The organism is Streptomyces sp. NPDC048825 (assembly GCF_043198355.1).
Lineage (GTDB): Bacteria > Actinomycetota > Actinomycetes > Streptomycetales > Streptomycetaceae > Streptomyces > Streptomyces xiangluensis.
Genome location: NZ_JBICUR010000037.1, coordinates 14,869 through 35,818, shown reverse-complemented (window position 1 = coordinate 35,818; position 20,950 = coordinate 14,869). Strand labels below are relative to the sequence as shown.

Below are 20,950 nucleotides of genomic sequence, written 5' to 3'. Positions count from 1 at the left end.
GGCCGTATGCCCACCCTGCGACGGGCTGACGCACCGGCCCACGGCCCCGCACCCACCACCCACCCAGGGGCGCGGGGAACTGCGCGACCAGCCACGCTCAACCCGCAGTCGCCAACAAACCGAACCCACCACCCCCGCAGGCGCCCCGCCCAACCGCCGGAGGCACCCGCGGGGATCTGCGCGCCCAGCCACAGCCGGGCCCGCAGATCCCCAACCGCCCAACCAGCGCGGTAGCTACAGCGCCGGGTACGCGTTCCTCATCAGCTCCTGGAACTGTGCCGAGAACCAGTGCCCCGACAGCGGAGCGTCCGGCAGCGCCCCCGACATGTTGAAGTTGTTACGAGGGTTGCCCTCGTACGTCGGGTCGCACATCCGGTCGAAGCCCTTGCCCTCGTCGTTCGGGATCTCCTTGCTGGCCCCGTCGGACTCACCCGGCGGCTTCATCCACACATAGGCGTCGATGCCGGTGGCAGGCGCGGCCTGCGGGCGCTCGCCGAGGCCGGCGCCGGACTGGTTGCACCAGTTGCCCGGGTTGAGGCGACGGTCGTAACGGCCACCGTCGACGTAGGTGTCCACACTGGTCGTCGCGCCCGGCCCGGTGGGCCGGGAAGCGCCGCCCCAGCCATTGCGGGACGTGTCGATCAGCATGCCGACGCCGGAGTTGAAGCCGACCGAGACCAGCTTGTCGCGGAAGGCCTGGGCGAAGGACAGCTCGTCGACGTAGCGGTTCCAGTCGATCCACTTCGACTCACGGACCGACTTGCCGGCCACGGTGTCGTTGATCGTGAAGTGGTCCTCCTTCAGCGCGCTGAAGTTGGCGGTGTTGGTGATGAAGCCGTGGACGTCGTTCACCGAGGCGCCCTCGGCGGTCGCCGCCTGCTTGAACACGTCCGCCGACGGGCCGAAGTTGTCGTCCCAGCCGATCCAGCCGTGGTGCCCGGCGTCCACGTAGTTGTAGACGTTCGCGACGTCGCCGAGCTTGTTCAGCGCGTAGCCGACACCCTTGACGTAGTTGCCGTTGGCCTTCATCACGTCACACTCGGGCGTGGCCGTGGGACGGCTGCCGGCGTTGGTGACGAGGTTCGGCAGCGAGTCGACCTCGACCGTGGTGACGATGCGCAGGTCGGCGTACTTGGGGTCGGCGAGGATCGCGGCGATCGGGTCGATGTACTGGGTCTTGTACTTGTCGATCTCCGTCGGGCCGAGTTCGCCGTTGGAGGCGAGGGCCGCGCAGTCACGGCCGGGCAGGTTGTAGATGACGAGCTGGACGACCAGTTCGTCCGAGCCCTTCTGCTCCAGCGCCTCGTCGAGGTGGGCGCGCAGACCCATCTTGCCGTTCGCGCCGTTGATGGCGGCGGTCCGGTCCAGCCACACACCGGTGGGCTGGTTGGCGATGCGGCTGCCGCCGGTTTCGGCGCGGGCGTTAGCGGACCACTCCGGGTTCACGTACACCTTGGCGCCCGAGTACGGGTTGTCGACCTTGGGGCCCGTCGGGTCGGGCGGGTCGGTGGGACCACCGCCACCGTCGACGTTGCAGGTCACGCCGTCGAGCGTGAAGGTGGTGGGCATCGCGTTGGTGCCGCTGTACGAGGCGTTGAAGCCGAAGCTGATCGAACTGCCCGTCGACAGCGTCCCGTTGTAGCTCTCGTTGGCGGCGGTGACCGCGTTGCCGCTCTGGCTGAGGTTGGCGTTCCAGCCGCTGGTGATCTTCTGGTTGCCCGCGTACGACCACTTCACGGCCCAACTCGACTTGGCCGCACTGTTGTTGGTGACCGTGACCGCGGCGGTGAAGCCGCTGTCCCACTGGTTCTGCACCTTGTAGTCGACGGTGCAGGGGACGGCGGCCGGGCCGGCGTCCGGGGGCATCGCCGCGACAGCGGTGCCCGTTCCTGAGGCGAGCAGCGCGAACGCTGCCAGTAACGCGGTTCTGGTACGGCTCATGGTGTGCGGGTTCCTATCCGTCGAGGGAGCGCAGGTGATCGCGCAGCCCGATGCCGAACGACGTCGGTGTGCCGTCGTAGTTGGAAATCAGGGCCGGACCCGAGTTGCAGTTCCAGGTGTTCCAGGTCCAGCCGAGGTAGGACTGCTCGCGCTCGTCGAACCACGTCATGACGCGGTCGACGAAGGAGTGCGCGCAGGTGTTCTCGCCGATCTCGCCCGCCACGAGCGGCACTTGGGCGGCGACCGGGGCCAGGGTGGAGTCCCAGCAGCTCTCGTTGGAGCAGGTGTTGAAGTTGTAGACGTGCCAGGCCGCGGCGAGATTGCCCGCCGGATCACTCGGCTTGTACGTCAGCCACTGGCTCAGGTCGTTCGAGTACGCGAGCCCGCCCGCCAGGATCACGTTCGTGGCGCCGGTGTCGCGGATCGTGTCGATCAGGTCCTGCATCCCGGCGACCTCGTAGCCGATGCCGGGGCAGGTGCCGCCGTCCCGCCAACAGGTCCACGCCTGGGCGGCGGTGGAGGTCGCGCGGTCCGGGTAGGGCTCGTTGAACAGGTCGAAGACGACGGTCGGGTCGTCCTGGAAGGTGTTCGCGACCGAGGCCCAGAAGGACGGCGTGTACTGCATGTTGGGCATCGGCTTCTGGCAGCCGGCGTGCACATCGGCGCAGCCCGCCGAGTTGCCCGTGTACTGGCCGTACGACCAGTGCAGTTCGAGCATCGGCGTCATGCCGTGCGCCTTGACCTTGGTCACCAGGTCCTTGACGGCGGCGATGTAGTTGGCGCCGGCGTACTCGGGCTTGATGTTGGACAGGCCGAGCCAGCACTCCTCGTTGAGCGGAATGCGGACCGTGTTGACGTTCCAGTCGGCGATCGCCTTGACCGAGGCGTCGTCCACCGGTCCGTCCCAGATGCCATAGCCCTGCACGCACGCGAACTCGCCGCCGGAGCGGTTGACGCCGAGCAGTCGCCGGGTGGCGCCGGACTCGTCGACGAGCTTGTTGCCGGAGACCTTCAGCACGGGCGGGCCGTCCGTGGGCGCCGGCGGATCCGTCGGGTCGTGCGGGGACTCGGCGTCCACGTTGCACGTCGTCCCGTTGAGCTTGAAGGACACGGGCGCGGCGGTGCTCCCCGGCCCCGAGGCCAGGAACCCGGCGCTGACGCTCGCTCCCGAGCCCAGCGCTCCGTTCCAGTTCTCGTTGGCCGCGGTCACGGTCCTCCCGGACTGGGACCACTTGGCGTTCCAGCCCTGGCTGACCTGCTGTCCGCCGGCCAGGTCGAAGGAGAGACTCCAACTGCTCAGCGCGGCGGTGTTGTTGGTGAGCTTCACGGCGCCCTGGAAGCCGGTGTCCCACTGGCTGGTGACGGAGTACTCCACCGTGCAAGCGGGCGCCGCTGCGGAAGCCGTGCCGACCGGCGCGATGGCGCTCGCTGCAAGGGCGAGTGCCGCACCGGCCACTAAAAGACGTAAACGCGGGGGGTGTCGCATGAGCGACTCCTCACAGCTCTGACACGCCGTCACGGACGCGTCGGACTGATGGAATCGCTCCCACTGGTGCGGAAGAAGGTAGCGCCAAGTGATGGTAAAGAACAGAGGCGTTGACATGTTTCCTACAGATGTACGTATCGAATCTTTTCGACTCTTCAAACGCCTTGACCCTTGAGACCCCCCTCTCCAAGCTGGGAGCGCTCCCACTGGTTCAAGGCTTGTTGCTCCTCCCCCACATCTCCGAGCCGCAAGGAGAGGAACCAGACATGGCAGGCAGAAAGAGACGCCGTGCGCGGCGATTGTGGACCGCTGTAGTGGCCGCCCTCGCGCTCCCCCTCACCACGCTGGCAACGGGCTCGACTCCCGCACAGGCGGCGGCAGTTCAGTGCAGCGTGGACTACAAGACCAATGACTGGGGCTCCGGTTTCACCGCGGAGCTGACCCTCACCAACCGCGGATCCGAAGCCATAGAAGACTGGACCCTCACGTACGACTACGCGGGCAACCAGAAGCTCACCAACGGGTGGAGCGGCGCCTGGTCCCAGTCCGGCAAGACGGTCACGGTGAAGAGTGCCTCCTTCAACGCGAAGATCGCCGCCGGAGCCGCCGTCAGCACCGGGGCGCAGTTCACGTACAGCGGCACGAACGCGGCACCGACCGGCTTCGCCGTGAACGGCACTACGTGCGCCGGCGCGCATCAGCCGCCGATCACCGTGCTGACCAGCCCCGCCGCGGGCGCCGTCTACACGCAGGGCGACGCGGTCCCGCTGGCCGCCACCGCCGCGGCGGCCGATGACGCGACGATCAGCAAGGTCGAGTTCTACGACGACACGAAGCTGCTCGGTACGGACACCACGTCGCCGTTCACACTGTCGGTCAATGGATTGGCCGTGGGCAGTCATTCCTTGGTGGCGAAGGCGTACGACAGCCTGGGGGCCTCGGCGGATTCCACCCCGGTCGGCATCACGGTCGCCTCGGGTCCCGCCGTGGTGGCCACACCCGCCCAACTGGGCGTCCAGCAGGGGAAGACGGGCACATTCGACGTGAAGCTGTCGACGCAGCCGAGCGCGAACGTGACGGTCTCCACCGCCCGCACGGACGGCAACACGGGCCTGTCGGTCACCGGCGGCTCATCGCTCACCTTCACACCGTCGAACTGGAACACGGCCCAGAAGGTGACCCTCACCGCCGACAACTCCGGTACCGGATCCGCGACGTTCGAGTCGACCGCCACCGGACACGCCAAGGCCACGGTCACCGCCACGCAGCTCGCCGCGACCAAGGCGTACGACGCCCGCTTCCTGGAGCTCTACGGCAAGATCACCGACCCGGCGAACGGCTACTTCTCCCCCGAGGGCATCCCGTACCACTCGGTCGAGACGCTGATCGTCGAGGCGCCGGACCACGGCCATGAGACGACGTCGGAGGCGTACAGCTATCTGATCTGGCTCCAGGCCATGTACGGCAAGGTCACCGGCGACTGGACCAGGTTCAACGCCGCTTGGGAGACCATGGAGAAGTTCATGATCCCCACGCACGCCGACCAGCCGACGACCTCCTTCTACAACGCCTCCAAGCCCGCCACGTACGCGCCCGAGCTGGACACCCCGAACGAGTACCCGGCGAAGCTCGACCCCGGCGTCTCGGTCGGCTCCGACCCGATCGCCTCTGAGCTGAAGAGCGCGTACGGCACGGACGACATCTACGGCATGCACTGGCTGCAGGACGTCGACAACGTCTACGGCTACGGCAACTCGCCGGGCAAGTGCGAGGCGGGCCCGAGCGACACCGGCCCTTCGTACATCAACACCTTCCAGCGCGGCTCGCAGGAGTCGGTGTGGGAGACGGTGCCGCAGCCGACCTGTGACGCCTTCAAGTACGGCGGCAAGAACGGTTACCTGGACCTGTTCACCGGTGACGCCTCGTATGCCAAGCAGTGGAAGTTCACCAACGCGCCGGACGCCGACGCGCGTGCCGTGCAGGCCGCTTACTGGGCCGATGTCTGGGCCGAGGAACAGGGCAAGGGCTCCGAGGTCTCGGCGACGCTCGGCAAGGCCGCGAAGATGGGCGACTACCTGCGCTACGCCATGTACGACAAGTACTTCAAGAAAATCGGCAACTGCGTGGGCCCGTCGACCTGTGCACCCGGCACCGGCAAGGACGCCTCGCACTATCTGCTCAACTGGTACTACGCCTGGGGCGGCGCCACCGACACCGCGGCGGGCTGGTCCTGGCGCATCGGCTCCAGCCACGCCCACGGCGGCTATCAGAACCCCCTGGCCGCGTACGCGCTCAGCTCGTACGCCGATCTGAAGCCCAAGTCGGCAACAGGGCAAGTGGATTGGGCCAAGTCGCTCGACCGGCAGCTGGAGTTCTACCGCTGGCTCCAGTCGGACGAGGGCGCCATCGCAGGCGGTGCCACCAACAGCTGGAAGGGCCACTACGCGACCCCGCCGGCCGGGACGCCGACCTTCTACGGCATGTACTACGACGAGAAGCCGGTGTACCACGACCCGCCGTCCAACCAGTGGTTCGGCTTCCAGGCGTGGTCCATGGAGCGGGTCGCCGAGTACTACCAGCAGACGGGTGACGCGGACGCCAAGGTCGTACTCGACAAGTGGGTCGACTGGGCGCTGTCCAAGACCACGGTCAACCCGGACGGCAGCTTCCGCATCCCCAACACCCTCCAGTGGTCCGGTGCGCCCGACACCTGGAACGCGTCAAGTCCCGGTTCCAACAGCGGACTTCATGTCACCGTCGCCGACTACACGAACGATGTGGGTGTGGCCGCCGCGTACGCCAAGACCCTGACGTACTACGCCGACAAGTCCGGGGACACCGAGGCCGCGTCGACCGCCAAGGCACTGCTCGACGGCATGTGGACGAACAACCAGGACGCGCTGGGCATCGCGGTCCCGGAGACCCGCGCCGACTACAACCGCTTCGACGACGGCGTGTACATCCCCAGCGGCTGGACCGGCACGATGCCGAACGGCGACGCGATCAACTCCTCGTCCACCTTCGACTCCATCCGCTCCTTCTACGAAGACGACCCGGCGTGGTCGAAGATCGAGAGCTATCTCGCGGGCGGCGCCGCGCCCACGTTCACGTACCACCGGTTCTGGGCCCAGGCGGACATAGCCCTCGCCATGGGCTCGTACGCGGAGCTCCTCGAATAGCCCCCGTCGCTCCGTGTACAGGGCCCTACCGACGGGGCCCACGGCCGGGCGGGCCCCTCCTTCTGGGGTCCGCCCGGCTGGCCGCGCCTTTCCTCCATCCCCGCTCCAGGAGAGGACCCCCACCGTGCGAAGAACCGTCAGAAGGGGCCGCGTTCTCACGGCCGTACTCGCGCTCGCGGCCGGTCTCCTCGCGGGCAGTCCGTCCGCGATGGCGGCCCAGCCTGTCGAGAGGGCGATGAGCGTCGCCGCCGACCCGTACACCTGGAAGAACGCCCGGATCGACGGCGGTGGCTTCGTGCCCGGCATCGTCTTCAACCGGAGCGAGCAGAACCTCGCCTACGCCCGGACCGACATCGGCGGCGCCTACCGCTGGCAGGAGTCGTCGAAGACCTGGACCCCTCTGCTCGACTCCATCGGCTGGGACGACTGGGGCCACACCGGCGTCGTCAGCCTCGCCTCGGACCCGGTCGACCCGGACAAGGTGTACGCGGCCGTCGGCACGTACACGAACAGCTGGGACCCGAAGAACGGTGCCGTCCTCAGGTCCGCCGACCGGGGCGCGAGCTGGCAGAAGGCAGGCCTGCCGTTCAAACTGGGCGGCAACATGCCCGGGCGTGGCATGGGCGAGCGGCTCGCCGTGGACCCGCACAAGAACAGCGTGCTGTATCTGGGCGCCCCGAGCGGCAAGGGCCTGTGGCGGTCCACGGATTCGGGCGCCTCCTGGTCGCAGGTGACGAACTTCCCCAACGTCGGCAACTACGTGCAGGACCCGAGCGACACCAGCGGCTACGCCTCCGACAACCAGGGCATCGTCTGGGTCACCTTCGACGAGTCGACGGGCACCGGTACGAACGCCACGCAGACGATCTATGTCGGGGTCGCCGACAAGGAGAACTCGGTCTACCGCTCGACCAACGCGGGCGCCACCTGGTCCCGGCTGCCCGGCCAGCCCACCGGATACCTGGCCCACAAGGGCGTGCTGGACGCCGAGAACGGCTACCTCTATCTCGCGTACAGCGACAAGGGCGGCCCGTACGACGGCGGCAAGGGACAGCTGTGGCGGTACGCGACCGGGTCCGGGACCTGGACGGACATCAGCCCAGTGGCCGAGGCCGACACGTACTACGGCTTCAGTGGCCTGACGGTCGACCGCCAGAACCCGGGCACGGTGATGGCGACCGCGTACAGCTCCTGGTGGCCGGACACCCAGATCTTCCGCTCCACGAACAGCGGCGGCACCTGGACGAAGGCCTGGGACTACAGCTCGTATCCCAACCGATCGAACCGCTACACCATGGACGTCTCGTCCTCGCCCTGGCTGACCTGGGGCGCGAACCCCTCACCGCCCGAGCAGACACCCAAACTCGGCTGGATGACAGAGGCGTTGGAGATCGACCCGTTCGACTCGGACCGGATGATGTACGGCACGGGCGCCACGATCTACGGGACCGAGGACCTCGGCAAGTGGGACAGCGGGGGCCAGTTCGCCATCAAGCCGATGGTGCAGGGCCTGGAGGAGACGGCCGTCAACGATCTCGCCGCTCCCCCGTCCGGCGGGGCGCAGCTCTTCAGCGCGCTCGGAGACGTCGGCGGCTTCCGGCACATGGATCTCACCAAAGTGCCGTCGATGATGTTCACTTCGCCGAACTTCACCTCCACCACGAGCCTCGACTTCGCCGAGACGAACCCCGGGACCGTGGTTCGGGCCGGGAATCTCGACTCGGGTCCGCATATCGCCTTCTCCACCGACAACGGCGCCAACTGGTTCGCGGGGACGGACCCTGCGGGCGTCTCGGGCGGCGGAACCGTCGCCGCGGCCTCCGACGGCAGCCGTTTCGTGTGGAGTCCGGAGGGCGCGGGCGTGCACTACGCGACCGGGTTCGGCTCGTCGTGGTCCGCGTCGAGCGGGATCCCGGCGGGCGCGATCGTGGAATCCGACCGGGTCGATCCGCGGACCTTCTACGGCTTCAAGTCCGGGAAGTTCTACGTCAGTTCGGACGGCGGGGCGACATTCACGGCGTCCTCGGCCGGCGGTCTGCCGAGCGGTGACAGCGTGCGCTTCAAGGCGCTGCCCGGCACAAAGGGCGACATCTGGCTGGCGGGCGGTGCGAGCGACGGCGCGTACGGGCTGTGGCACTCGACGGACGGCGGCGCGAGCTTCACCAAGCTGTCGGGCGTCGAGCAGGCCGACACCATCGGCTTCGGCAAGGCCGCGGCCGGCGCCTCGTACCAGACGCTCTACACCAGCGCCAAGATCGGCGGCGTACGCGGCATCTTCCGCTCCACGGACCAGGGTTCGACCTGGACGCGCATCAACGACGATGCCCACCAGTGGGGTTGGACGGGCGCGGCCATCACCGGGGATCCGCGGGTCTTCGGGCGGGTGTACGTGTCCACGAACGGGCGCGGGGTCATTTACGGGGACACGGCGGGATAGCGGCCCCGTAAATGACCCGGCCCGGGCTGGCCCGGCCTGGCCTGCGCGGTGTGCGCGGGCTGGGCCGGGCGGTGAACCGGTGGTGTCCTACTGCCCGGACTGGGACAGGTGGGCCTTGGCCTCGTCATAGCCGGCTTCGCCGGTGGACTCGGCCCGGGTGTAGACCAGGTGCAGTACGCCGGAACCGAAGGTCTTCGAGGAGAGCAGGCGCAGCGGGATCGTGGTCTCGGCCTCGTCGAAGAGCCGCATTCCGTGGCGTACGGCGATCGGGTGTACCAGCAGGTTCAGCTCGTCCAGGAGGCCGGCGGCCAGAAGTTGGCGGACGACGGAGATCGAGCCGCTCAGGGAGATGACCCCGCCCGGCTCGTTCTTGAGCGCGGTGACGGTTTCGATGAGGTCGCCCTGGAGCTGCTCGGAGTTACGCCAGGTGAACTCGAGCTTCTGGTGCGAGGCCACGATCTTGCGTACGTCGCCGAGGATCTTGGCGAAACCGGCGTCCTCCCCGCCCTCCGCCTCACGCTCGGGCCACGCCCCGGCAAAACTGTCGTAGGTCTTGCGGCCGAACAGGATGGTGTCGACGCCGTCGAACAGCGAGCCGACGGCGGCCCCCATGTCGTCGTCGAAGTACGGAAAGTGCCACTGGTCGGGGGCCTCTACGACGCCGTCGAGCGAGATGAACAGGCCTGCGGTGATCTTCCTCATGATGTTCCTTCCTGTCTCTTGTCAGCTGCACTGTCAGACGGCTGGAGCGCGCTGAACTCATCGGTGCTCAGCGTGCCATCGTGAACTGGTTCCGGCAGTACGGAAGGGGTCCCGCGACGGATGCGGGACCCCTTCGGTGCTTCAGATGCCTCAGGTGCTTCAGGTGCCTCAGATGGGCCGGGCCGTCAGGGTGCGTAGACGGTCGGGCGAGGAGCCGTCGCCATGCCGCTGCCGATGTGGAAGCTGGGGTGCGGCGGCTGGTTGTAAGCCGTATTTTGCCAGGCCAGCGCGACGCGGTACATCGGGTCGTGCAGCAGGGTGGTGATCTTCGTGCTGGTCTGGTGCGGGGTCGAGTAGATCCGCAGCGCCGTGTTGTCCGCGGTGCGCCAGACGACCTCCTCGCGCCAGTCGCCGAGGATGTCGCCGGAGAGCGCCGGGGTCGCCTTGGTGCCGTTGTTGGACGCGACGGAGGCGCCGGTCAGCAGCCGGGTGTCACCGCTCGTGCCGTACTTGTCGATGCGGGTGCCGTCGAGGAGTTCGCGGGTGGTGTCGCCGTCCCACCAGTTCACGAAGTTGATGCTGGACGGCTCGCGGCCGAGCGAGGCTCCGCCGGCCGAGCGGAGCGTGGTGTCGGCCGCGGACCAGGACTCGGCGCCGGCCGAACCCGCGTGGATGTCGGCGGAGACCCCTCGGCCGTTGTCGGAGCCGGAGGCGGTCTGCCACAGGATCTGTCCGGTGCGCGCGTCGGCCATCCAGGAACCGGGCTTGGAGCTGTCCTCGGACACCTTGAAGTACTCGAGTCCCGAGCGGGACGGGTTGAGGTCGCCGACATGACCGGCGTCCCCGTGGCCGAGCTTGGTCGTCCACAGGCCGTGTCCGTTGTCGTCCACGGTCATCGCGCCGTACACGATCTCGTCCTTGCCGTCGGCGTCCACGTCCGCGATGGACAGGCTGTGGTTGCCCTGGCCGTCGTAGCCCTTGCCGGTGTTGGTCGAGGAGTTGGTGTCGAAGGTCCAGCGGCGGGTGAACTGGCCGCCTCGCCAGTCCCAGGCCGCGATCACGCTACGTGTGTAGTAACCGCGGGCCATGATCAGCGAAGGCCGCTCGCCGTCCAGGTAGGCCGTGCCGGCGAGGAAGCGGTCGACGCGGTTGCCGTACGAGTCGCCCCACGAGGCGACGTTGCCGCGCGCCGGGACGTAGTCGACCGTCTGCATCGCCTTGCCGGTCTGGCCGTTGAACATGGTCAGGAACTCGGGCCCCGACAGCACGTACCCGCCGGAGTTGCGGTGGTCGGCGGACGAGCTGCCGATCACCGCGCCGGTGCCGTCCCGTGTGCCGTCCGCGGTTTTCATGGCGACCTCGGCCTTGCCGTCCCCGTCGTAGTCGTACACCTGGAACTGCGTGTAGTGCGCGCCCGAGCGGATGTTGCGGCCCAGGTCTATGCGCCACAGGCGGGTGCCGTCCATCTTGATGCCGTCGATGATGGTGTTGCCGGTGACGCCGGACTGCGAGTTGTCCTTGGCGTTGGTCGGCTGCCACTTCAGTACGAAGTCGAGGGCGCCGTCGCCGTCCAGGTCGCCGACGGATGCGTCGTTGGCCTCGTAGGTGTAGCCGGAGCCGCCCGCCGGGGGCGTGATCGGCACGTCCTTGTATCCGCTGCGGAACTGGATGGCGTGCACGGATTCGCTCTGCTCCACCCCGTCCACGATCGCGCGGACCGTGTAGTCGGCGGAGTTGGGGGCGCCGGAGTGGAAGTAGTTCGTGGAGCCGGTGATCGGCGTCGAGTTGACCTTCGTACCGCCTCGATAGACGTTGAACGACACGTTGCCCGGGTCGGTCCCCAGCCAGCGCCAGCTGACCAGGTTGCCGCTGCCGGTGTGAACGCTGACGACGCCCCGGTCGAGTCCCTCGACCTGCCGGGCGACCGCGGCCTCGGCCTCGGCCGAACTCACGTTGAACGCGGTGATCCCGGCGGCAGCCAGGGCCCCGGTGACGACGGTGGTGAGCAGCAGGCGGATCTTCTTGCGTCTGCGATGCGGGTGCCGCACGGTGACGTACCTCCTGGGTGGGGGCAGAGGAGTTCCACTTCCTCTGTTGCCGCTGGGGGTACGGGAGTTGCCGCCTTTGTGGAAGCGCTCTCTACGCATACGTGCGGGCCAGTGCGGCCACCGTCCGCGCAATCCGTTCCCGTAGCTCGGCCGGTTCGAGGACCTCGATGTCCGCGCCGAGGCGCAGGAACTCGTCATGGGCCCGGTCGACCGACTCGATGGGGAGGGTGGCGCGAGTCCAGCCGTTCTCGTCGGTACGGCCGGTGACCTCGACGGCGCGGGCAGCGAGGCCGGTCAGCCGCACTCCCGGAGCCAGCCGGACCACCGCCTCGTCACGGTGCAGCCGGTCGTGGAAGTCCCTTTGGTACGCGGCCCAGTACGCGGCGAGGTCGAAGTCCTCGGGGCGGATGAACTCCTCGTCGGATGCGGCAAGTTCGAGGATCTGGTCGACGCGGTACGTACGCGGTCCCGGGCCGGCGACCACATACCAGCGGCCCGCCTTGAGGACGAGACCGTACGGTTCGAGGCGGCGCTCCACGTCGGTGGGCTCGCGCCAGCGGCGGTAGAGGACGTGCAGGACACGGCTGTTCCAGACGGCGTCGGCGACGGCAGGGAGGTACGGGGCCTCGTCGTCCTCCGCGTACCAGCCGGGCGCATCTAGGTGGAAGCGGCCGCTGATGCGGTCGGCGTGCTCGCGCAGTTCGTGCGGTAGGGCCGCGCGGACCTTCAGCTGGGCGGCGGCGAGAACCGAGCCGAGCCCGAGCTCGGCGGCGGGGCCGGGGACGCCGGCGAGGAACAGGGCCTCGGCCTCCTCGGTGGTGAGTCCAGTGAGACGGGTGCGGTAGCCGTCGAGGAGTTGGTAACCGCCCGCGTGGCCGGCGTCGCCGTACAGCGGGACACCCGCGGCGCTCAGCGACTCGACGTCCCGGTAGATCGTGCGCACCGAAACCTCCAGCTCCTCGGCGAGCTGGGCGGCAGTGAGCCGTCCTCGCGTCTGGAGGAGCAGGAGGATGGAGACGAGCCGCGCCGATTTCATCCGGGCACCATCTCAGAATCCACTGACAGAAGGTGTCAGTGAAGCCGGTTTAGCTTCCTGCCATGACATTTTCTGTGGCCTTCGCGGAGAAACGCCTGACCGTGCCGCCGCCCATCGAGGTGGCGGGGCGGCGGATCAAGCGTTACCACGTCACCGCGGACCCGGCGGGCATCGCGCTCGACGTCGAGGAGGCGGCGTACGCGATCCTGCCGAAGCTGCTCCCCGAGCCCGACGGCACACCGCCCGCGACCTTCGTGGTGCTGCACCGGGGCGGCGACGACGGCGCGTACCTCAACGCGTACAGCTGGGTGTGGGACAACGTGCTGCACTTCCGGGGCGCCTCGGCGGGCCAGCCGGTCCTCGGCTGCCCGGACCGCGACCCGACCCACTTCATCACCCCCGACCTGCCGTGGATCGGCTGCGTCTGGGAACTGCCCCCCATCCTTCACGAACGCGACGCCTGGGTACGCCACGTGCTCATGCCCGACACCCCTGACCTGGACGGATACCTCGCGGACTCACTGCCCGAGGGCACGACTGGAGACCTCTCATGAGCAGCGCGCACGACTTCGACTTCTTCCACGGCGAGTGGCAGGTCCTCAACCGCCGCCGAACCGACTTCCTCGACCCGGACAGCGACTGGGAGGAGTTTCCGGCGACAAACCGCTGCTGGAGCCTGTTCGACGGAGCCGCCAACATCGACGAGATGGACGTACCGAGCCAGGGCTGGACGGGGCTGACGCTGCGGCTGTTCGACCAGGAGACCAGGGAGTGGTCGTTGAACTGGTCGGCCAGCCGCACGGGCAGGCTGTTTCCGCCGGTGATCGGTCACTTCGTCGGCGGGCGGGGCGAGTTCTTCGGGGACGACAGGCACGTCGGCAAGGACGTGCGTGTGCGGTTCGTGTGGTCGGGGCTCTCCGGCACCACCGCCCGCTGGGAACAGGCGTTCTCGGTGGACGGCGAGAAGACGTGGGTGACCAACTGGGTCATGGACTTCACACGGTGTGCGGCCCCGGCTTTCGGAACGAGCGGAGCTTGAACTCCGGTTCGGGGCGCGGGACATGCTGGTGCGGGAGTTCCTCCAGGCGGGACGCGAGCTGTTCGGTGAGGGGGGCGCCGGGGCGGAGGAGGGTGTACCAGCCGCGGCGTACGTCGGCGGCGGCCTGGGCCGGGGTGCGGCCCTGGCCGCGGCCTCGGAAGGCCGAGCGGGCCGCCGGGATCAGGCCGCTGGCGGTGGCGTAGCGCGACACCAGGCCGGACTCGTCGCGGGCGGCGCGGCGGGGGCGGGGGGCCATGACGGCGTCGATGTCGCTGCCCACGTCGTGGGCAGCCGCCTTGTCGACGGTGGTGACGAAGACGCCGCCCGGCCGCAGGACACGGGCCGCCTCGGCGACCACGAGGGCCGCGTCGTCCAGCAGGTGCAGCAGCCAGATCGCCGAGGCGGCGTCGAACGAGGCGTTGGGGAAAGGGAGTTGGCGGCAGTCGGCGCGTACGAGGCGGCCGGGTACCTGTGCGGCGGCCCGGCTCAGCATTCCGTTCGCGGCGTCGACTCCTGTCACGTCGAGGCCGGCCGCCGCCAGGCGCCGGGTCACCGTGCCGGTGCCGCAGGCGAGGTCGAGGAGGCTGCGGGTGCCCTCGGAGAGCAGTCCGAGTACGGCGCTCGCGGCCTCGGCGGCACGGGGCTCGCCGCCACGGGAGGCGTCGTACCGCTCGGCTTCCTCGTTGTAGTCGAACACCAGGTTGCTCAACTGGCACCGTGCCCGGAGGCGAGCTCCTCGACCCGGCGCGCCAGCTCGAAGTCCTTCTCGGTGACCGCGCCGCCCACGCTGTGCGTGTTCACGGTGAGTGAGACGGAGTGGTAGCCGAGGGTGAGGTCGGAGTGGTGGTCCAGTTCGTCCTGCACCTGCGCGATGTGCACGACCAGCGCGGCTGCCGCGAAGTGCGAGCCGAGGCGGTAGGAGCGGGCGATCCGGTCCCCGTCGAGCGACCAGCCCGGCAGTTCGGCTAGCCGTTCCTCGATGTCCTTCTGCGAGAGCGGTTCGAGGGGCATGGCTGTGCTCCGTTCCGTCGTCCCGTACGTCCGGTTCTCTCAGCGTGCCACAGCCGGACGGTTCCGGGCCTGGTCAGGCGGGTGTCCGCCGGCCGGCAGGGGATGGATTCGGCCGCGGGACCGGGAGCGGCGGCGCCCTGCCTTACTCTCCTCTCCCTTCTCTCGCGTCACTCCGGTGGCCGCCTGAGGCCGGGCCTCGACTACGGTCGTCGTATGGCCACTGCCCCGACCACTTCCTCTGCCTCTGCCTCTGCCTCTGCCTCTGCCTCTGCCTCTGCCTCTGCCTCTGCCGACCGTGGGATCGGGCCGCTGTTGCGCGGCTGGCGCGAGCAGCGCCGGGTGAGTCAGCTGGAGCTGGCGCTGCGTGCCGGATCGTCGGCGCGGCACATCAGCTTCATCGAGACGGGCCGCTCCCGCCCGAGCGAGGAGATGGTGCTGCGCCTCGCCGAGCACCTGGACGTCCCCGTACGGGAGCGCAACTCCCTTCTCCTGGCGGCCGGTTACGCACCCCACTATCCGGAGACGCCGCTGGACGACCCGGCCATGGACGCGCTGCGGGAGGGCCTGGAGCGGCTGATCCAGGGGTACGAGCCCTACCCGGCGTTCGTCGTGGACGCCACGTACAACGTGGTCGCCGCCAACCGGGGCATCGCGATGCTGTTCGACGGCCTCCCCGAGCACCTGCTCGTCCCTCCGCTGAACGCGCTACGGCTGACGCTGCACCCGGAGGGCCTGGCACCGAGGATCCGCAATCTTCGTGAGTGGCGCGGCCATCTGCTCGCCCAGATGGAACGGGACATCGCCCTGCGCCGCTCGGATGCGCTGCGTGCGCTGTACGAGGAGGTGGCGTCATATCCGCACCCCTCCCCGGAGGCAGACCCCTCCCCGGAGTGCGGAGAGGGGCCTGGGGAGCCGTTTGCCTTCGCGCTGCCGATGCAGATCGAACACGACGGGCGCGTGCTGTCCTTCATCTCGTCCATCTCGACGTTCAACACCCCCATGGACGTGACGGTCGCCGAGCTGGCCATCGAGACGCTGCTCCCGGCCGACCCGGGGACGGGCAAGTACCTGCAGTCGCTGATGTCCTGACGGAGCCTCACTGCCGCTGAATTAGGCGCGCAGTTCCTTCCAGGCGTCCGCCAACAGCTCCGCCCGGTCTTCCACGTCAGGGTGGATCGGGTCGATGTCCCGGTCGGCCCAGTGGGTCTTCTGGAAACAGTCCAGGCCAAAGGGGCGCTGACGACGGCCCGGCCAGCCGGCCCGGGATCAAGCGCCCTCGGTTGATCGGGTTCTGACGCCGGCTCAGCGCCGTCTGCTCATCAGCGGCTTCCGGCCGCCCGCAGCGCCCCGTACTGCAAGCCCGCGAACCCCGCCACGACCAGCGCCTGTACCGGTATGTACACCGCGCCCGCGGTGGTCGGCGACAGCCACACGGCGAGTGCGATGAAACTCAGGGCAGTCCAGGCGAGGTTGATCTCGATCACCGCCCGGACCGGGAGGGTCGGCGGCTGCGGGCGCGCGGCCAGGAGGCCGACGCCCGCCGCGTACGCCGTGAGGAGCACACCGAGTGTGAGCAGCAGGCCGGAGTCGATGCCGAGCAGCCGTCCCATTGGGCCGGACGCGACGAGGTAGGCGATGCCGTTCGCGCCGGTCCCCGCCGCGTCGAATGCCAGGAAGCGGCGCAGCATGGTGTGCGGCTCGGGGGTGCGGGCCAGGGCGGCGAGCTGGGTTGCGGACATGGCGGATCAGCCTCCGTCGAGGTCGGGATGGGGTGGGGTGGGGCAGGGTCCGGTCGGGCCGGTGGACCCGGCTCCCGGGCCGGAGTGCGCCGGCCCGGGAGCCGGTATGACCACCATGCCGGGCCTGTGGGCGGTGGTCGATTACGCGCGAGGTAATGAACGGACACCCGATCCCGTGATGGTTTCCCGCCGACGTGGCAGACTTCGTTCGTTGCTCGGCGCGTGGGGAGGCGTGGCGTGAGTGAACGGCGTCCGGCGCCGACTGTGGGTCAGGTGGTGCTGGGAAGAAGACTTCAGGAACTGCGCGAGGAATGCGGGCTGCGGCGGGACGAGGCGGCCCAGATTCTGCGTGTCACGGCAGCGACCGTACGGCGGATGGAGATGGCCGAGGTCGCGCTGAAGATCCCGTACGCACAGGTGCTGCTGTCGACATACGGCGTGCCCGACGACGAGATCGCGGCGTTCGTCGCACTGGCCGAGGAGGCGAACCAGCCCGGCTGGTGGCAGCGTTTCCACGACGTTCTGCCGGACTGGTTCAGCCTGCATGTGAGCCTTGAGGGCGCGGCCTCGCTGATCCGGTCGTACGAGCCGCACTTCGTGCCCGGACTGCTGCAGACAGAGGAGTACGCACGTGCCGTCCTGGAGGCGGGCACGGTGGGGCAGACCCGGCCCGCCGAGATCGAGCGGCATGTGTCGTTGCGGCTGGAGCGGCAGAAGCTGTTGACGCGCGAGCATCCGCCCCGGCTGTGGGTGATCATGGACGAAACGGTCTTGCTGCGGCCGGTGTGCATGCGGGGTGAGGTGATGCGGGAGCAACTGGAGCGGCTTCTGGTTGTCGCCGAGAACGATCACATCACCTTGCAGATCGCGGAGTTCGCGCATGGGCCGCATCCGGGGACGTATGCGCCCTTCACGCTGTTCCGCTTCGCTGAACCGGAGCTGCCGGACATGGTCTACAGCGAGTATCTGACCGGCGCGCTGTATCTCGACTCGCGTCGGGAGGTTGCCGCGCACCTCGAGGTGCTCGACCACATGACGGCGCGGGCGGCCACCGCTCAGCGGACGAAGCAGCTCATCGAGAAGCGTCGGGACGACTTCTGAGGCTTCTGGGAGGGCTGATCCCCCGCCCGGCGCCCCCGCCCGGCACTGCCGCCGCCACCGCATCCTCCGGAACCATCCCCTCGCCGCGTCTGAACGCGGCCTCGAAGGCCCCCTCCTTCAGTACCTCCCGCGCCCGTGCCGTCGCGCGGTTCACGTCGCCTCCTTCCGCCGGGGGGAGGGGGGCGCCGGTAGCGGCGCGGGTGGTGGCGGCGGCACCGAGCAGCAGGGCCGCCGATTCCCCCGCGCCCGAGAGGGCAAAGGCAGCGGCCAGGCCCTCCATGGCGAGGGCGATCGCCCGTGGGTCGCCCGTCAAGCGTGCCGTCGCGTATCCCTCCTCGTGCAGCGTCCGCGCCTTTCCCGCATCACCCCGCAGTTCGGCGATGAACCCGAGTTCGGCCAGGAGCAGCGCGTTGGCGCCGTCCAGTCCGACGTCCCGGTGCCACGCCAGCACCGCCCGCAGATGCGTCTCCGCCTCGTCCAGCAGGCCCTCGCGCCGCGCGCCGAGCCCCAGCCCCAGCTCGGCGTTGATCTCGCCCGCGCGGAAGCCGATTTCGGCAGCGGCGCGCCGGGCGCGCTCGTGGTACTCCCGAGCCCCGTCGAAGTCACCGGTCAGCAGCGCGGTCCGCCCCAATCCCGACAGCAGGTCGGCCGCTTGGGTGGAGAGTCCGAACTCCCGCACCGTCTCCAGCGCGTCCCGCTGCAGCCCGGCCGCCCGCGCGTAGTCGCCGTGGATTTCGGCGACCGCCGCCCGCGGGTACACGGACCACAACTGCCCGCAGGCGTCGCCGACCGCGCCGAACAGCTCCACGCTCCGCGCCGCGTCCCCCTCCGCACCCGCCAGATCGCCGGCCAGCAGCCGCTGCACCGACCGGTCGGCGAGTGCCGCCGCCTCGCCCCACCGGTCGCCGAGTTCCCGGAATCCCTCCAGCGCCCGACCCGTGAGCACCTCGCCCTCGGACAGGTCGCCCGTGCCGCACAGTGCGTGCGCCAGGAACCACCGCGCCCACGCGACCCCGGCGGCGTCGCCCACCTCCCCGTACTCCTTGAGCGCAGCCTCGATGCGCTCGGCCCGGTCCTCGCCGTCACCGCCCAGGATGGTGATGCCGACCTGCCAGACCTGCGCTCGCGCGCGCAACGCCGTTTCGCCGCCTGCCAGTTCGAGCGCGGACCTCACCGAGCGGCGCGCCTCGCCGAGCCGCCCACGCAGGACCCAGTACCAGGCGAGGGCGTCCACGAGCCGCAGCGCGTGCGCGGCGTCAGCACGCTCAACCGCTCCCTCCAGCGCCCAGCGCAGGTTCGCACTCTCTGCGTCCAGCCTGGTCAGCCACTCGCGCTGGCCGTGCCCGCGCAGCTGCGGCTCGGCGGTCTCCACGAGCCCCGTGCAGTACGCGAGGTGCCGTTTCCGTACCGTCGCGAGTTCACCGGCCTCCCGCAGCCGCTCGACGCAGTACGCCGCCACCGACTCCAGGAGCCGGTACCGGTCGCCCGCGACGACGACCAGCGACCGGTCGACCAGCCGCACCAGCAGACCGAGCACATCGGCCCCGTCCACCCCGTCGCCCCCGCACACTTCCTCGGCGGCCTCCGGCGTGCAGCCCTCGGCGTGCACGGCGAGCCGCCGCAGCACCACCCGCTCCGGCTCGCTCAGCAGTTCCCAGCTCCAGTCGATCATCGCGCGCAGGGTCTGCTGCCGTGCGGGGACGCCACGCTGTCCGGCGCCCAGCAGACGGAACCGGTCGTCGAGCCGGTCCAGCAGCCGGTGCACCCCGAGCGCCCGCACCCGTGTGGCGGCCAGTTCCAGGGCCAGCGGGATGCCGTCCAGCCGACGGCAGATCCCCTCCACCACACCGCGGTTGTCGTCGTCGAGTACGAAGCCGGGTGCGGCGGCCGCCGCCCGCACCGCGAACAGCTCGACCGCGCCCTCGGTATCCAGTGGCGGCACGGCCCACAGCGTCTCCCCGGCGAGCGCCAGCGCCTCCTGGCTCGTGGTCAGGACGACGAGCCCGGGCGCGGTGCGCAGCAGCAGTTCGACCAGTGCGGCGGCTTCGTCCACGACGTGCTCGCAGTTGTCGAGAACGAGCAGCATCCGCCTGCCGCGCAGCACGTCGGCGAGCCGCTCGGCGGCACCCAGGACTGCTCCGCCCTCGGGCCGTACGCCCCAGACCCCGTCGTCGCGCAACCCCATCGCGGCGGCGACGACCTCGGCCAGGCCGCTGCCCGCCCCGGCGCCGGCGAGTTCGACGAGCCACTCGCCGTCCGGGAAAGTGCCCTTCAGCTGCTCGGCGACGGCCACGGCGAGCCGGGTCTTGCCGACGCCGCCGGGCCCGGTCAGGGTGACGAGCCGTCGCCCGGCGAGGAGTTCGCGTACGCCGGCGATGGCGTCCTCCCGGCCGACGAGCGCGCTGATCGGGGTGAGGATGTTGCCACGGGCAGGCGCGGGCGGGGCACTTGCGCCGGCCTCCTGCCGTAACAGCGCCCCGTGCAGCTCCACGAGCTCCGGGCTCGGATCAAGGCCGAGTTCGTCGGCAAGCCGGGTACGAAGGTCCTCGTACTGGGCGAGCGCCTCGCTCTGCCTCCCTGCCCGGTACAGCGCTCGCATGTGCACGGCACGCAGCCGCTCCCGCAGCGGATGCCGTTCCACGAGACCGGCCAACTCTCCGATCAGGTGCGCGTGTTCGCCCGCGTCCAGCCGCGCCTCGGCATGCTCTTCGAGTACGGCGAGCCGGTCCTCCTCCAGCCGGTTCACGGCCGCCCGCGTGAACGCCTCGTCCGCGAAGTCGGCGAACGCGGGCCCCCGCCACAGTGCCAGCGCGTCGGTCAGCAGCCCGGCCCTGGCGCGGGCGTCCGGCGCCGTCCTGGCCCGCGCGGCGAGCTCGGCGAACCGGTGGGCGTCCAACGTCCCGTCGGCAACGACGAGTTGGTAGCCGGGCGCGCGGGACGCGACGAGTCCACGCCCGCCGGGCTCGGCCTCCTCGAGGACGCGCCGCAGCTGGGAGACCTTCGCCTGGAGGGCCCGCGTCGGGTTGCCGGGCGGCTCGTCACCCCACAGGTCGTCGATCAGCCGGTGTGCGGCGACGGGCCGGCCCGGATCGATGAGCAGGGAGGCGAGCAGGGCGCGCACCTTGAGTTCGGGGACTCGGACGGGCTGCCCGTCATCCGTCCAGACGGCCGTCTCCCCCAGCACCCCGAATCGCATGTCACCCACGGTAACCCGGCCGCCGGGACGCATCC

15 protein-coding genes are annotated in these 20,950 nt (G+C 69.7%); 6 read left to right on the top strand and 9 right to left on the bottom strand.

Annotated elements, in window-relative coordinates:
* Window positions 1–234: 234 nt before the first annotated feature.
* Entirely contained in the window at window positions 235–1,941 is a 1,707-nt protein-coding gene (locus ACGFNK_RS45325) for a glycoside hydrolase family 6 protein (RefSeq protein ID WP_393427154.1), read from the bottom strand.
* A gap of 13 nt (window positions 1,942–1,954) precedes the next feature.
* Window positions 1,955–3,427 (bottom strand): cellulase family glycosylhydrolase, encoded by a 1,473-nt coding sequence (locus ACGFNK_RS45320; protein WP_393427151.1) that lies wholly within the window; start codon window positions 3,425–3,427, stop codon window positions 1,955–1,957.
* Window positions 3,428–3,693: 266 nt separating this feature from the next.
* Between ACGFNK_RS45320 and ACGFNK_RS45315 the strand changes: the two genes are divergently transcribed.
* The gene (locus tag ACGFNK_RS45315; protein ID WP_393427148.1) at window positions 3,694–6,606 is read left to right on the top strand and encodes a glycoside hydrolase family 48 protein; all 2,913 of its coding nucleotides are present in this window, start codon (window positions 3,694–3,696) and stop codon (window positions 6,604–6,606) included.
* A 124-nt stretch (window positions 6,607–6,730) separates the two neighbouring features.
* On the top strand, window positions 6,731–9,043 hold the full coding sequence (locus ACGFNK_RS45310) for a xyloglucanase (RefSeq protein WP_393427145.1): 2,313 nt from the start codon (window positions 6,731–6,733) through the stop codon (window positions 9,041–9,043).
* A gap of 87 nt (window positions 9,044–9,130) precedes the next feature.
* On the opposite strand, the gene ACGFNK_RS45305 is transcribed toward ACGFNK_RS45310, so the two are convergent.
* From ACGFNK_RS45305 to ACGFNK_RS45295, 3 genes are all read right to left on the bottom strand, one after another.
* Window positions 9,131–9,745, bottom strand: coding sequence for a dihydrofolate reductase family protein (locus ACGFNK_RS45305; RefSeq protein ID WP_393427142.1), 615 nt, complete (start codon window positions 9,743–9,745; stop codon window positions 9,131–9,133).
* Window positions 9,746–9,930: 185 nt separating this feature from the next.
* Entirely contained in the window at window positions 9,931–11,793 is a 1,863-nt protein-coding gene (locus tag ACGFNK_RS45300) for a rhamnogalacturonan lyase (RefSeq protein ID WP_393427139.1), read from the bottom strand.
* A 91-nt stretch (window positions 11,794–11,884) separates the two neighbouring features.
* Window positions 11,885–12,829, bottom strand: a complete 945-nt coding sequence (locus ACGFNK_RS45295; RefSeq protein ID WP_393427136.1) for a helix-turn-helix transcriptional regulator — start codon at window positions 12,827–12,829, stop codon at window positions 11,885–11,887.
* A gap of 74 nt (window positions 12,830–12,903) precedes the next feature.
* On the opposite strand from ACGFNK_RS45295, the gene ACGFNK_RS45290 reads away from it, so the two are divergent.
* Together ACGFNK_RS45290 and ACGFNK_RS45285 are read left to right on the top strand one after the other, a co-directional pair.
* Window positions 12,904–13,383 carry a hypothetical protein gene (locus ACGFNK_RS45290; protein WP_393427160.1) on the top strand — a complete coding sequence of 160 codons (480 nt, stop codon included), beginning with the start codon at window positions 12,904–12,906 and terminating at the stop codon, window positions 13,381–13,383.
* Complete coding sequence (locus ACGFNK_RS45285; protein WP_393427134.1) at window positions 13,380–13,868, top strand: hypothetical protein; 489 nt, start codon at window positions 13,380–13,382, stop codon at window positions 13,866–13,868. Before ACGFNK_RS45290 ends, ACGFNK_RS45285 begins: the two co-directional genes overlap by 4 nt.
* Here the strand turns inward: ACGFNK_RS45285 and ACGFNK_RS45280 are convergent.
* The gene (locus tag ACGFNK_RS45280) at window positions 13,825–14,565 is read right to left on the bottom strand and encodes a methyltransferase domain-containing protein (protein WP_393427157.1); all 741 of its coding nucleotides are present in this window, start codon (window positions 14,563–14,565) and stop codon (window positions 13,825–13,827) included. The genes ACGFNK_RS45285 and ACGFNK_RS45280 overlap by 44 nt on opposite strands.
* Window positions 14,566–14,573: 8 nt before the next feature.
* The gene (locus ACGFNK_RS45275) at window positions 14,574–14,879 is read right to left on the bottom strand and encodes a 4a-hydroxytetrahydrobiopterin dehydratase (RefSeq protein ID WP_393427131.1); all 306 of its coding nucleotides are present in this window, start codon (window positions 14,877–14,879) and stop codon (window positions 14,574–14,576) included.
* A gap of 213 nt (window positions 14,880–15,092) precedes the next feature.
* Here ACGFNK_RS45275 and ACGFNK_RS45270 point away from each other — a divergent pair, with 213 nt between their 5' ends.
* The gene (locus ACGFNK_RS45270) at window positions 15,093–15,968 is read left to right on the top strand and encodes a helix-turn-helix domain-containing protein (RefSeq protein WP_393427128.1); all 876 of its coding nucleotides are present in this window, start codon (window positions 15,093–15,095) and stop codon (window positions 15,966–15,968) included.
* 230 nt (window positions 15,969–16,198) lie between these two features.
* Here ACGFNK_RS45270 and ACGFNK_RS45265 read toward each other — a convergent pair whose 3' ends face one another.
* Complete coding sequence (locus ACGFNK_RS45265) at window positions 16,199–16,618, bottom strand: hypothetical protein (RefSeq protein WP_393427125.1); 420 nt, start codon at window positions 16,616–16,618, stop codon at window positions 16,199–16,201.
* Window positions 16,619–16,855: 237 nt separating this feature from the next.
* Here ACGFNK_RS45265 and ACGFNK_RS45260 point away from each other — a divergent pair, with 237 nt between their 5' ends.
* Window positions 16,856–17,719 carry a helix-turn-helix domain-containing protein gene (locus ACGFNK_RS45260; RefSeq protein WP_393427122.1) on the top strand — a complete coding sequence of 288 codons (864 nt, stop codon included), beginning with the start codon at window positions 16,856–16,858 and terminating at the stop codon, window positions 17,717–17,719.
* On the opposite strand, the gene ACGFNK_RS45255 is transcribed toward ACGFNK_RS45260, so the two are convergent.
* Window positions 17,691–20,915: a BTAD domain-containing putative transcriptional regulator gene (locus tag ACGFNK_RS45255; RefSeq protein ID WP_393427119.1), complete on the bottom strand. Its 3,225-nt coding sequence runs from the start codon at window positions 20,913–20,915 to the stop codon at window positions 17,691–17,693. The genes ACGFNK_RS45260 and ACGFNK_RS45255 overlap by 29 nt on opposite strands.
* Window positions 20,916–20,950 lie beyond the last annotated feature (35 nt).

Excerpts from the sequence above, each read along its gene's own strand:
- ACGFNK_RS45325 (WP_393427154.1), bottom strand. The coding sequence starts at position 1,941 with ATGAGCCGTACCAGAACCGCGTTACTGGCAGCGTTCGCGCTGCTCGCC.
- ACGFNK_RS45320 (WP_393427151.1), bottom strand. The coding sequence starts at position 3,427 with ATGCGACACCCCCCGCGTTTACGTCTTTTAGTGGCCGGTGCGGCACTC.
- ACGFNK_RS45315 (WP_393427148.1), top strand. The coding sequence starts at position 3,694 with ATGGCAGGCAGAAAGAGACGCCGTGCGCGGCGATTGTGGACCGCTGTA.
- ACGFNK_RS45305 (WP_393427142.1), bottom strand. The coding sequence starts at position 9,745 with ATGAGGAAGATCACCGCAGGCCTGTTCATCTCGCTCGACGGCGTCGTA.
- ACGFNK_RS45295 (WP_393427136.1), bottom strand. The coding sequence starts at position 12,829 with ATGAAATCGGCGCGGCTCGTCTCCATCCTCCTGCTCCTCCAGACGCGA.
- ACGFNK_RS45285 (WP_393427134.1), top strand. The coding sequence starts at position 13,380 with ATGAGCAGCGCGCACGACTTCGACTTCTTCCACGGCGAGTGGCAGGTC.
- ACGFNK_RS45275 (WP_393427131.1), bottom strand. The coding sequence starts at position 14,879 with ATGCCCCTCGAACCGCTCTCGCAGAAGGACATCGAGGAACGGCTAGCC.
- ACGFNK_RS45270 (WP_393427128.1), top strand. The coding sequence starts at position 15,093 with ATGGCCACTGCCCCGACCACTTCCTCTGCCTCTGCCTCTGCCTCTGCC.
- ACGFNK_RS45265 (WP_393427125.1), bottom strand. The coding sequence starts at position 16,618 with ATGTCCGCAACCCAGCTCGCCGCCCTGGCCCGCACCCCCGAGCCGCAC.
- ACGFNK_RS45255 (WP_393427119.1), bottom strand. The coding sequence starts at position 20,915 with ATGCGATTCGGGGTGCTGGGGGAGACGGCCGTCTGGACGGATGACGGG.